The organism is Nocardia sp. NPDC127579, from assembly GCF_042672005.1.
Lineage (GTDB): Bacteria > Actinomycetota > Actinomycetes > Mycobacteriales > Mycobacteriaceae > Nocardia.
On the sequence record NZ_JBHXVZ010000001.1, the window covers coordinates 648,797 to 662,920 of the forward strand.

The window sequence follows — 14,124 nt, forward strand, 5'->3', positions numbered from 1 at the left end:
CATGCCCGGTTCTGAGGCGCGCTGGTGCGAGCGCGTCGTGCGAAAGGTTGTTCAGCGGTGACCCGATCAGACTTCCCCGTAGCTGTCGTAGGAATGGCGTGCCGGCTGCCGGGAGTTGCTGATCTCGACGACTTCTGGCGATTGCTCGGCCAAGGTCGCGCCACCGTCGGCACCGCACCGGCGGCGCGCGCGCAGCTCAGCGAACGCGCGAGCTTCCTGGATTCGGTGAGCGACTTCGACGCGGAATTCTTCGGCATCGCGCCCAACGAGGCCCGCTCGATCGATCCACAGCAGCTGCTCGCACTCGAGCTGAGCTGGGCGGCACTCGAGGACGCCGGTATGGCCGAGGTGGCCCGGGAACCACGCGCGGGCGGGGTATTTCTCGGTTGCACCAGCGGTGACTTCGCGGAACTGGTCACGGCCACCGAGGGGCCGGGCATCACACGCCACTCCCTATGGGGCGCGACGCGCGGCATCATCGCGAACCGGGTATCGAACTATTTCGGGTTCCACGGCCCCAGCCTCCTGGTCGACAGCGCACAGGCCTCCTCACTCGTCGCGGTGCACCTGGCCTGCGAGAGCCTGCGCGCGGGCGAGACCGAGATCGCGCTGGCCGGCGGCGTCAACCTGATCCTCTCGCCGACCAGCGGGGAACGGATCGAACACTTCGGCGCGCATTCGCCACAGGGCCGGTGCTTCACCTTCGACTCGCGCGCCGACGGATTCGTGCGCGGCGAGGGCGGTGGCGTGGTCGTCCTGAAGCCGCTGGCGCGGGCGGTCGCCGACGGCGACCGGATTCACGCCGTGATCCGTGGTAGCGCGGTCAATACCGGCAATGAGCGGCGGGTGCTGAGCGCGCCGAGCCGTGACGCGCAGGCCGCCGCGATTCGCGCCGCGCTGGCGGCGGCCGAGGTGGCCGCCGATTCCGTGCAGTACGTCGAGTTGCACGGCACGGGCACCCCGGCGGGCGATCCGGTCGAGGCCGCGGCACTCGGCGCGACCTACGGCTTGGATCGCGCGCCGAACGCACCGCTGGCGGTGGGTTCGGTCAAGACCAATGTCGGCCATCTGGAAGGGGCCGCCGGAATCATCGGCCTCATCAAGACCGCGCTCTGCCTGCGCCATCGCGAACTGGTCGCGAGCCTCAACTTCGAGCGGCCGAATCCGGCTATCCCCCTTGATGATCTGCGCCTGCGCGTGATCAGCGGATCGGAGCCCTGGTCCGCGGCCACCGTTCGGCGGGCGGGGGTCTCCTCGTTCGGCATGGGCGGCTCGAACGCCCACCTGATCCTCGATGAGGCGCCGATCTCGCAGCAGCCGGTACCCCGCGGCCCCGAAACCGACGATGGCGTACCGATCGTGCTCTCCGCCCGCGACACGGTGGACCTGCGTGCGCAGGCGAGCCGGCTGCACGACTGGCTCCTGCGGCACCCGGAGCTCGCGCTCGCGGATGTGGCGCATTCGCTGCTCACGACACGTGCCCATATGCCTTGCCGGGCAGGGTTTTCGGTGTCGAGCAGGGAGCAGCTGCTACGCGAGCTGGAAGCGCTCGCCGAGCCTGACTCGGATGTCGGCGCGCCGCAGTCCGACGTCGACCCCTCCGCCGCACCCGTGGCACCCGCCCCGCGAAGCGAGGCAACCACGGCACTCGCGCCGTCCGCGGCACTAGCGGCATCCACAGCACCCGAGGCACCAGAGACATCCACCGCACCCGACATCGAATCCTCGAGGGGTGACGGCACGCAGCCTACCCATGCGTCGCTTCTCGAATCGTATCGGTCTGGGGCGCAGGTTGATTCGGATGCGTGGCGGGTAACCGGATCTCGGATCGACCTGCCGCCGTATGCGTTTCGCCGCCGGGAGACAGGTCTGTCCGCCGTACCGTCGCCCGCCACGGCGGACCGTTCGCCGGACGCCGGTGTGGCCACCGAACCGGCGGCTCCTGCGGTAAGCGTGCTGGCGCACACCCTGCGCACCATTCCCGAATTCCAGCACCACGCAACGGTTCTCACCGTGGTTCGGGAACAAGCGGCCGCAGTGCTCGGATACGAATCGTCCGAGTCGATTCGCGATGATCTGCCATTCACCGATCTGGGCTTCGACTCGCTCAGCGGCGTGGAACTACAGAAGCGCCTGACCCAGGCCACGGGTGTGGATCTGCCGCCCGCGCTCATCTTCGATCACCCGACCGCCACCGCGGTGGCCGAACTGCTGACCGCGCGCGCCACCGCGGCCGGTGCACAGCGCACCCGCGTCACCCGACGGACCAGATCGGACGAGCCCATCGCGATCGTCGGAATCGGCGCGCGGTTCCCGGGCGGAGTCGCCTCGGCCGAACAGCTGTGGGAACTGGTCGATTCCGGACACGACGCGATCGGCGAGTTCCCCGCGGATCGCGGCTGGGATCTCGAGCGCCTCTACGATCCCGACGCCGACAAGGCGGGCACCGTGTACACGCGCCGAGGCGGATTCCTCACTGGTGCAGGCAATTTCGATCCCGGATTCTTCGGCATCAGTCCGCGTGAAGCGTTGGCCATGGACCCGCAGCAGCGCGTGTTCCTCGAAACCGCCTGGGAGGCACTGGAAGACGCGGGAATCGACCCGACAACGTTGCGCGGCAGCGACACCGGCGTCTTCGTCGGAGCCTGCGCCTCCGGATACGCCAACCTGGTGACCGGCGACCTGGAGGGTTTCCGGCTGACCGGTACCTCACACAGCGTCATCTCCGGACGGCTCGCCTACGTGCTCGGCCTCGAAGGGCCCGCGGTCACGGTGGACACCGCGTGCTCCTCCTCGCTGGTGGCGCTGCACTCGGCCTGCCAGGCCCTGCGCCGGGGCGAGAGTTCGCTGATCCTCGCCGGCGGTGTGACCATCGCCGCGACTCCGGACCTGTACGTCGACTTCTCGCGGCAGCGCGGGCTCTCCCGCGATGGCCGCTGCAAGGCATTCTCCGCCGGTGCCGACGGTGTGGGCTGGTCGGAGGGTTCAGGTGTGCTCGTCCTGGAGCGCCTGTCCGATGCGCGCCGGCTGGGACACAACATCTTGGCGGTCGTGCGCGGCAGCGCGGTCAACCAGGACGGTGCGAGCAATGGGCTCACCGCACCCAATGGGCCGTCCCAGCAGCGGGTGATCGAACAGGCCCTGGCCGACGCCGGACTGTCGGCCGCCGATGTCGACGCCGTCGAGGCGCACGGCACCGGGACGACACTGGGCGATCCGATCGAGGCGCAGGCGCTGATCGCCACCTACGGGCAGGCGCGCGACGACCGGGAACCCCTGCGGATCGGATCGCTCAAATCGAATATCGGCCATGCGGTCGCCGCGGCCGGTGTCGCCGGTGTGATCAAAATGGTTCAGGCGCTGCGGCATAGCCGACTACCGCGCACGCTGCACGCGGAAACGCCGTCGCCGCACGTGGATTGGCGAGCCGGGGCGGTCCGGCTGCTGACCGCGGCCGAGCCGTGGGAACGCGGGGAACGGGCGCGCCGAGCGGGGGTGTCCTCGTTCGGGATCAGCGGCACGAACGCCCATGTGATCCTCGAGGAAGCGCCGGTCGACGCCACGACCCCGCGCGGCGACTCGGGTTCCCCGGGCGGGCACGACCAGCCACTGGCCGACTCCAGCAACGGCGAGCACGACCTGCCGCGGGCCAACTCCAGCAACGGCGAGCACCACCAGCCGCGGGCCAACTCCAGCAACGGCGAGCACGACCTGCCGCTGGTCATCTCCGGCAAGGGCGAGGTGGCGCTGCGCGCGCAGGCCGAGCGCCTGTACCAGTGGCTGACGCGACACCCGATGCTGGATCTCGCCGAGGTGGCCGGTGCGCTGACTGATACACGCGCACAACTGGATTCGCGCGCGGTGGTTTTCGGCGCAGACCGCGAGCAACTGCTCGAGCGGCTGCGCGCATTCGCCGACGCGGGCAGCGGCATCGTGACCGGAAACGTCGTCACCGGCCGGACCGCGTTCCTGTTCACCGGGCAGGGTGCTCAGCAGGTGGGAATGGGTGCAGAGTTGTATCGCGCCTTCCCGGTCTTCGCGACCGCGCTGGACGAGGTGTGCGCACAACTCGATCCGCTGCTCGGGCAGTCGCTACGCGAGGTGATGTTCACCGACAGCGCGGGTGTGCTCGACCGTACCGAGTGGACCCAGCCCGCGCTCTTCGCGTTCGAGGTCGCGCTGTACCGGCTCCTGGAATCGTTGGGAACCGTGCCGGATGTGCTCGCGGGCCACTCGATCGGCGAACTATCGGCCGCCCACATCGCCGGTGTGCTGTCCCTGCCGCACGCCTGCGCCCTGGTGGCCGCCCGCGGCCGATTGATGGGCGAACTCGCCTCGGGCGGTGCGATGCTCGCTGTGGCCGTAGACGAGGCGCGCGCACACGACATCACCGCCGGGGCCGACGCGCGACTGTCGCTGGCCGCGATCAACGCGCCCGGCGCGACGGTGCTGTCTGGTGACGCCGAGGCGATCGACGCCGTCGAACGGGAGCTGGCCGCCGCGGGCATCCAGACCACCCGGCTGCGGGTGAGTCATGCGTTCCATTCCGCGCACATGGATCCGATGCTGGCCGAGTTCCGCGCGATCGCGGAGCGTCTCACCTATCACCCGCCTCGGGTGCCTATCGTCTCGACGGTCACCGGGCAACTGGCGGACGACGGCATCGCCACACCCGAATACTGGGTGCGGCAGGTCCGGGCCACCGTGCGCTTCGCACCCGGAATCGACACGCTGCTCGCCAGCGGAGTACGACGATTCGTCGAGGTGGGGCCGCATGCCGTGCTCAGCGCGATGACCACGCAGTGCGTGGCCGCACAGCCCGCCCTCGAGTCCTCGACCGCGATCGCCGCCACCGCACGGCGGTCCAACAGTGAAGTGCCACAACTGCTCTCGGCTCTGGCGCAGATTCACGTCAGCGGCGGAACCCTCGATTGGCGAGCCCTGCTGCCCGCCACCGCCGGGCAGCGAATCCCGTTGCCGACCTATGCGTTCCAGCATCAGCGGTTCTGGCTGCACCCGACGCGGGCCGCCGCGACCGGCGCATCGGATCACCCGATCCTGACCGGCGTCGTCGGCGTCGCGGGGACCGAGGAATGGCTGGTCACCGGGCGACTATCGCTGCGCGAACATCCGTGGATCGCCGACCACCAGGCGCACGGCGTCGTCGTGGTCCCGAGTGCGGTCCTGGTGGAATTCCTGCTGAGCGCGGGCGCGCGGATCGACTGCGCCGTCCTGGACGAACTCACGCTACAGGTGCCGATCGTGCCGTCCGAGGACGAGGAGATCGAGCTCCAGGTCGCGGTGCGGCCGCTCGAGTCCGGGCGGCGGCAGTTCGACTTCTACTTCCGTAAATCCGCGACGGAACCGTGGGTGCTCAATGCGACCGGCGCACTGGCACAACAGCATTCGCAAGACTCAGCGGCGCTGCGATGGCTCGAGCAGACCTCGCGGCCTTCTGACGCCCCTGCGCTCGAGCAGACCCGGCACGCTTCCGAAGCGCGACCACTGGACCAGCCCCGGCCGTCCACCGAGGCTCGAATGTTCGACCAGACCTGGCCGCCCGCCGACGCCCAGATGCTCGACGCGGCAGATATTCCGGCCCTGATGACGCAGGGCTCGGGGCTGGAGTACGGCCCGGCGTTCAGTGGCGTCCACACCGTGTGGCGGCAGGCGGACGCGGCCCTCTCCGAGATCGTCCTGCGCACCGAGACAGCGGATGCGGCAGGCGCTTTCGCGCTGCATCCGACGCTGCTGGATATGACCGTGCATGCCGGTCTCGCCGAATTGCTCTGGCGTGGAGTGGATCACGACCCGAGCTCGGGGAAGTTGCTGTTCCGCTGGGGCGGTGCGCGGTTGCACCGAACCCCAACCGGTGGATCGGCTCCGGTGACAGCACTGCGGGTCGCGGCGGTGGCGACGGGACCGGAGACCATCTCCGTCGCCGCGGTCGATTCCGCCGGACGGCCGATCCTCTCGGTGGACGCGGTGGTCATGCGCCCGTACGACGTACGGGGATTCTTCGAAGGCCGCTCCGACGACAACGCCGACGTGTATCGGGTGCGCTGGGAACGCGGGGGCGAGGTCGTCGGCGACCCGGTATCGCCCGCGACGCTGACCGGCACCACGGTGGCGGGTATCGACGAGTCCTACGCCTCGGTCGAGGCGGTCGCCGGGGCGGAGCGGATTCCGGCCGCGGTGGCCTACCGCGCGGGATTGTCGAATGCCGAAGCGGCCGACCCGTATTCGGCGACGAAACGAGTCGTGCACGAGACACTCGCCCGGCTGAATTCGTGGCTGCACGACGAACGGCTCGCGGACACACGCCTGGTGGTCGTCACCACCGGCGCGATAGGCGTCGCCGACGAAGCCCCCGATTTCGTCGCGGCGGCAGTCTGGGGTCTGGTGCGCACGGCTCAGACCGAGAACCCGGGCCGGTTCGTCCTGCTCGACGAAGATCCGGTTGCTCCGCTGGACGCCGAAGCGCTCATCGCCGTATTGCGTACGGACGAACCGCAAGTCGCACTGCGCGGCTCCGACCTGCTCGTACCGCGATTGGTGCGCTCCGAAATACCAAGCGCCGAAGCGCTCTTCGGCCACAATTCGCCGAGCGCCAGGGCCGAGGGTCAGTTCGGTACCGACAGGCCGAACACCGACGCCCCGTTCGGGACCGGAACGGTGTTGATCACCGGTGGCACCGGTGGATTGGGTGCCTTGTTCGCTCGGCATCTGATCGCCGAGCACGGCGTCCGGAGTCTGGCGCTGACCTCGCGGCGCGGTGCCGAGGCTCCGGGAGCGGCGGCGCTGGCCGAGGAATTGGCCGCGCTCGGTGCTCGGGTTCAGCTGATCGCCTGTGATGTCGCCGACCGGGATTCGGTGCGCACCCTGGTGGGTGGTCTGCCCGAGTTGAGTGCCGTGATCCACACGGCGGGTGTGCTCGACGACGGCACCATCGGGTACCTGACCGTCGAGCAGGTCGACCGGGTGCTGGCGCCGAAGGTCGCGGGTGCGTGGCACCTGCACGAGGCGACCCAGGGCGTGAATCTTGCCGCGTTCGTGGTGTTCTCGTCGGTGGCGGGCGTGATCGGGTCGGCCGGGCAGGGCAACTACGCCGCGGCGAACAGTTTCCTCGACGCGCTGGCCGAGCACCGCCGCGCGACCGGATTGCCCGCGATGTCGCTGGCCTGGGGGCCGTGGGGCGAGGCGGGCGGCATGGCCGGCGACCTGGATCAGGTCGCGGTCGCGCGGTGGGATCGCCTCGGGCTCGGGCAGATCGAACGCGCGCAGGGACTGCGCCTGTTCGATGCCGCGCTCGCGCATCGGTCCGCGCGCCTGGTGCCGCTGCGTTTCGACGCCGCCGCGCTACGTCGCGGATCGGATCGGCGCGCGCTGCCCGCGGTGCTGCGCGATTACGGACGACGTCCCGCCGAGAGCACCGGGTCCGCGGCCGCCGCGGGCGGCACGTTGGCCGCGCGACTGGCGGGGGCCGGTGCGGACCGCAGTGCCGAAATGACCCTCGAGACGGTGCGCGCTCAGGTCGCCGCGGTGCTCGGCCACGCGTCGGCCGACTCGATCGATGCCGCGACGCCGTTCCGGGAACTCGGCCTCGATTCGCTGGGCGGAGTCGATCTGCGCAACCGGCTCGGCAAGGCCACCGGCCTCTCGCTGCCCTCGACCCTGGTCTTCGACTACCCGACGCCCGCCGCGGTGGCGCAACTGGTCCAGTCGCGAGTCGCGCCGCAACCGGCCGCGAAACGCACGGCGCGGCCGGTGGTGTCGAGCGCCGCGCACGTCGATGAACCGATCGCGATCGTCGGTATGGCTTGCCGCTACCCCGGCGGAGTCGAATCTCCGGACGCGCTCTGGGATCTGGTGTTCACGGGAACCGACGCGATCAGCGACTTCCCGGCCGATCGCGGCTGGGACCTGGACCGCCTGATCGACCCCGACCCTGATAACCCGGGTACCACCTATTCCGGCCGCGGCGGATTCGTCTCCAACGCAGCCGATTTCGATGCCGGCTTCTTCGGCATCGGACCCCGGGAGGCAGTCGCGATGGATCCGCAGCAGCGTTTGCTGCTCGAAGTGTCCTGGGAGGCACTCGAACACGCGGGTATCGACCCGACTTCGTTGCGCGGTAGCGATACCGGCGTCTACACGGGCGTGATGTATCAGGACTACGAAACACTCACCCGCAACGCGGGTCCCGAGGTCGAGGGTTACGCGCTGACCGGATCGCTTGGCAGCGTGGTCTCCGGCCGGATCGGCTACGCCCTGGGTCTGGAAGGCCCCGCGCTGACGGTGGATACCGCGTGCTCGTCCTCGCTGGTGGCACTGCATCTCGCGTGCCGGGCGCTGCGTCAGGGCGAGAGCTCGCTGGCTCTGGTCGGCGGGGCCACCGTGATGGCCACGCCCGCTGTCTTCCTCGATTTCTCTCGGCAGCGCGGACTCGCCTCGGACGGGCGCTGCAAATCGTTCTCCGCGGCCGCCGACGGTGTGTCGTGGTCGGAGGGCGCGGCCGTACTGGTCGTCGAACGGCTCTCGGACGCACAGCGACTCGGCCACGACGTGCTCGCGGTCGTGCGCGGCAGCGCGGTCAATCAGGACGGCGCCAGCAATGGCCTGACCGCGCCCAACGGCCCGGCACAGGAGCGGGTGATCGCCGAGGCCCTGGCCGACGCGGGAATCGCGCCGTCGGAGGTGGACGCCGTCGAGGCGCACGGCACCGGCACCACCCTGGGCGACCCGATCGAGGCGCAGGCGCTGATCGCCGCGTACGGCCGGGATCGCGGCGGCGAGCCGCTGCGGATCGGCTCGCTCAAATCCAATATCGGGCACGCGCAGGCGGCCGCGGGTGTCGGCGGCATCATCAAGATGGTGCAGGCCATGCGGCACGGCGTGCTGCCGCGCACCTTGCACGCGGACGAACTCTCACCGCATGTCGACTGGTCCTCCGGCGCGGTGCGGGTGCTGACCGCAGCCGAACCCTGGCACCGGCGCCCGGCCCGGCTGCGCCGAGCGGGCGTCTCGTCCTTCGGCATCAGCGGAACCAACGCGCACATCATCTTGGAGGAGGCACCCGCGGCCGCGACCGCACCGGCCCCGGGCCCGCGCGTGAATCCCGAGGTCGCCGCACTGTTGGTGTCGGCACGGTCCGAGGCGGCGCTGCGCGCGCAGGCGGATCGGTTGCGGCAGTGGATGATCGAACGCCCGGAACTCGCCGTGCGGGATGTGGCCGCGGCGCTGGCCGGCACCCGGGCGCGGCTGGACTGGCGGGGCGCGGTGGTCGGCCACGACCGGGACGAACTGCTCGGCGGATTGGCGGCCCTTGCCGAGGGCCAGACCACGCCGAGCGTTGTCGCCGACACGGCGCTGCCGGGGCGGGTGGCGTTCCTGTTCACCGGGCAGGGTGCGCAGCGACGCGGCATGGGCGCGGGGCTCTACCGGGACTACCCGGTCTTCGCCGCCGCCCTGGACGAGGTGTGCGCCGAATTCGATGGCCGGCTCGGCGGATCGCTGCGCTCGGTGATGTTCGACGCGCCCGAAAGCGGGCTGAACCGAACGGAATTCACCCAGCCCGCGCTGTTCGCCTTCGAGGTCGCGCTGTTCCGGCTGCTGGAATCGTTCGGCGTGATCCCGGATGTGGTGGCCGGGCATTCGATCGGCGAACTCGCCGCGGCGTACGTCGCGGGCGTGTGGACGCTGCCGGACGCGTGCACGCTGGTGGCGGCGCGCGGCCGGTTGATGGGCGGCCTGCCCGAGGGCGGCGCGATGCTCGCGGTGGCCGTCGACGCGGAGCAGGCCGAGGCGGTGGTGGCCGAGTACGGTGATCGTCTGGCGATCGCCGCGATCAACGGGCCTGCCGCCGTGGTGTTCTCGGGTGACGAGGACGCCGTCGCCGAGGTCGAGCGGCTCTTCGAACAGCGCGGCACCCGGACCAGCCGGCTCCGGGTCAGCCACGCCTTCCATTCGGCGCGCATGGACCCCATGCTGGCCGAATTCCGCACTGTCGCCCAAGGATTGAGTTACCGGCAGCCGCTGCTGCCGATCGTCTCGAATGTCACCGGCACCGAAGCCGGTGACGCCGTCCGCGACCCGGAGTACTGGGTGGCGCAGGTGCGCGGCTGCGTGCGTTTCGCGCCGGGCATCGACACCCTGATCGAACGCGGTGTGCGCAGGTTCGTCGAGGTCGGCCCGGATGCGGTGCTCACCGCCATGACGGCGTCCTGCTTGGCGCGGCACCCCGAGGTGGAGGCGAAAGCCACCGCCGTGGCGACGTCGCGGCGGTCGGTGGACGAGCCGACCGCGTTCGTTTCCGCGTTGGCACGGGCGGATACCGCCGGTATTCCGGTCGACTGGCCGCAGGATCGGCCCGCCGCCCGGATCGACCTGCCCACCTACGCGTTCCAGCGTCAGCGCTACTGGGCCCGGCCGGTGCTGCCCAACGATGTCGAGCGCTCCGGCCTGGAGGATGCCGGTCATCCGCTGCTCGGTGCGATTGTCCGCCTGCCGGATTCGGAGCAGGTGGTCTGCACCGGCCGGCTGGCGCGCGGCACGCATCCGTGGCTCGAGGACCACGCGGTCGCGGGCACGGTGCTGCTGCCCGGCGCGGCCCTGGTCGAGCTCGCGCTGCATGCCGGAGCGATAGCCGAGCGGCCGCGACTGGCCGAGCTCGTGATCGAAGCGCCGCTGCCGATACCGGCGGGCGCGGGCGTCGAGCTGCGCCTGGTGGTCGACCCCGGTGCGGACTCGAACAGTGTTACCGCACAGTTCTATTCGCGCACAGACGGCGAATCGCAATGGGTGCGGCACGCGGTCGCGACGCTGACCGACGACTCGTTCGCACCGGCTCACTCGGACGACATACACGAGTGGCCGCCCGCCGACGCCACGGCGATCGCCGTCGAGGACGGCTACGCGGCGCTGGAAGACCGCGGCTACGGATACGGACCGGCCTTCCGCGGTGTGCGGTCGGCGTGGGCGCGCCCCGGCGAGGCGTTCGCCGAGATCGTGCTGCCCGATTCGGTACGCGACCAGGCCGGGGAATTCGGGCTGCACCCCGCCCTGCTCGATTCGGCGCTGCATGCGATCCTGCTCGGTGGACTGCTTCCGATGCCGCCGCACGGTTCGGTCGCCGTGCCGTTCTCCTGGGAACATGTCGATCTGCGCGGCGTCGGCGCGAGCGCGCTGCGGGTGCACGCGAAGGCCGCCGGGCCCGAACGCGTCACCCTGACCTTCGCCGACCAGGCCGGCTCGCTGATCGGCGAGGTAGGCGGACTGACGCTGCGCGCCATCGCGACGGGCGCGCTCACCGGGGCGCAGCGCGACCGTCTCGGATACCACGTCGAGTGGGTGCTCCGGGAAAGCGATGGTGCGGCGGAGGTCGCGTGGGAGGGCAACGGGGACAACGAGATCGCCGTGATCGACGGGCGCAGGCACGTGGTCCTGCGCGTCGCGCCGGTACCGCCGGACGAGAGCTCTTCCGCGCTCCCCGACGCGGTGCGCGCGACGGTCATCGAGGTCGCCGAGCGGCTGCGACGAGCGCTGGACGGTGCCGATCACCTCGTGGTCGTCACCGACCGGGCGGTCGCGGTCGAGGCCGGTGCGCACGTCGATCCGGCAGCGGCCGCGGTGTGGGGGCTGCTGCGCACCGCGCAGAGCGAGAACCCGGACCGGATCAGGCTGGTGGACCTCCGCGGCGGCGACCATCGGGCAGCCGTGGCCGCGGCCTCGGCGTTCACCGACGAATCCCAACTGGCCGTTCGTGATTCGGCGGTGTACGTCCCGCGCGTCACCCGCGACTCGGGCGCGCTGACCGCCCCCGACACCACGGGCTGGGCGCTGACCCTGCGAGACCGGGGCACCTTGTCGACGGAGAACTTCGGGCTCGACGAGACCACGGGCGCGACGGCCGCCCTGCTGCCCGGCCAGGTCCGGGTGAGCATGCGTGCAGTCGGCCTGAACTTCCGGGATGTGCTCATGGCACTGGGCACCTACCCGGACCCGCTCGGCCGGATCGGCGGCGAGGGCGCGGGCGTCGTGCTCGAAGTCGCGTCCGACGTCACCGAATTCGCCGTGGGTGATCGCGTTTTCGGTTTCACACCCGGCATGGGTTCGATGGTCGTGGTCGACCGTCGACTGCTCGCGCCGATGCCGCGGGGCTGGTCGTTCGCCCGGGCCGCGGCCGTGCCGATCGTGTACGCGACCGCCTACTACGGTCTGGTCGACCTGGCCGCGGCCCGCTCCGGTGAGACCCTGCTGCTGCACGCCGCGACCGGCGGTGTCGGCATGGCCGCGGTGCAGCTCGCGCGGCACCTGGGCCTGCGCATCTTGGCGACGGCGAGCAAGCCCAAATGGAACGTGCTGCGGGACATGGGCTTCGACGATGCCGATATCGCCGATTCGCGCAGCCTGGACTTCGAAGCCGAGTTCGGCGCGCGCACCGGCGGCGCGGGCGTGGACATCGTGCTCGACTCGCTGGCAGGCGATTTCGTGGACGCCTCGCTGCGGCTGCTCCCCCGCGGCGGCCGGTTCGTCGAGATGGGGATGATCGATCGGCGCGACCCGGACGAGGTCGCCGCACAGCACCCCGGCGTGCGCTACGCCAGCTTCATGCTGATGGAAGCGGGGCCGGACCGGCTGCGCGAGATCCTGGAAACGCTCGTCGGCCTGTTCGACAGCGGCGAGCTGCACCCGTATCCGATCACCGCCTGGGATCTGCGCCGCGCGCCCGAAGCCTTCCGCTATCTGAGCCAGGCCCGGGGCGTCGGCAAGAACGTGCTCACCGTCCCGACGCCACTCGGGGGCGCGGGCACCGTGCTGATCACCGGCGGCACCGGCGGTTTGGGTGTGGTGGCCGCACGTCACCTGATCACCGTGCACGGCGTCCGCAGACTGGTGCTCGCCAGCCGGCGCGGCGCGGAGTCGCCCGGCGTGCCGGAGACGGTCGACGAACTCACCGCACTCGGCGCGCACGTCGAGGTCGTGGCGTGCGACGCGGCGGATCGGGCGGCACTGGACCGGCTGCTCGCCTCGATCCCGGCCGAGCATCCGCTCACCGGGGTCGTGCACGCGGCCGGTGTACTGGCCGACGGCCTGCTGGCCACGATGACCGACGAGCAGATCGTGCGGGTCCTGCGTCCCAAGGTCGACGCCGCGTGGAATCTGCACGAGGCCACCGCGCACCTGGACCTCTCGGCCTTCGTGCTCTATTCCTCGATCGCCGGGGTGCTCGGCACCGCGGGCCAGGCCAACTACGCCGCGGCCAACACCTTCCTCGACGCGCTCGCCCACCAGCGCCGCGCCGAGGGCCTGCCCGCGACCTCCATCGCCTGGGGACCGTGGCAGCAGAGCAGCGGAATGACCGGCGATCTGACCGAGGCCGACCTGGCCCGCCTGCGCCGCGAGGGCCTGCTCCCGCTGGACGCCGAAGTGGGCATGGACCTGTTCGACGCGGCGGCGGCGACCGGGCTGCCGACCGCCGTGGCGGTGCGCATCGATCGCGACGCGCTCGGCGATCCGGCCGATGTCCGCCCGATCATGCGGGCACTGGCCAAACCCTCGACCCGGCGCGGATCGGTCGCCGCACCGACCGAGGCCGCCGCCGACTCGGGTCAGCTGGTCACCCGGCTGCTTGGTCGTTCCTCCGAGGAACAGAAGCGGGTCCTGCTCGGCGTGATCGGCGTGCATGCCGCCGCCGTGCTCGGGCACACCGGGGCCGAAACGCTGGACGCGGACAAACCGTTCAGCGCGATCGGGTTCGATTCGCTCGGGGTGATGGAGTTCCGCAACCGGTTGAAGACCGCCGCGGGCGTGCAGTTGCCGGCCACCGCGCTGTTCGACCACCCGACACCGGGAGCGCTGGCCGAGTTCCTCCGCCACGAGCTGGCGCCCGCCGACGCCGGCGCGCGAGCGCTCGCCGCCGAAGTCGACTCGCTCACCCGAAGTTTCGCCAATGCGGAACTGACCTCCTCGCAGCGATCCGATCTGGCCGAGAAATTGTCCGCGCTGCTGCGCAGGCTCGAGGACGTGGACGGCGATCGGGTGGAGCTGGGCGATGCCGCCGGTGACCTCGAATCCGCCGACGACGACGAGCTTTTCGAATTCATCGACAGCCTCTGAGCTGAG

Annotated in this window: 1 protein-coding gene; it reads left to right on the forward strand. The window is 70.8% G+C overall.

Features of this window, described 5'->3' with window-relative positions:
* Positions 1-57 precede the first annotated feature (57 nt).
* Positions 58-14,118 (forward strand): SDR family NAD(P)-dependent oxidoreductase, encoded by a 14,061-nt coding sequence (locus ACFVMC_RS02580; protein ID WP_379206204.1) that lies wholly within the window; start codon positions 58-60, stop codon positions 14,116-14,118.
* Positions 14,119-14,124 lie beyond the last annotated feature (6 nt).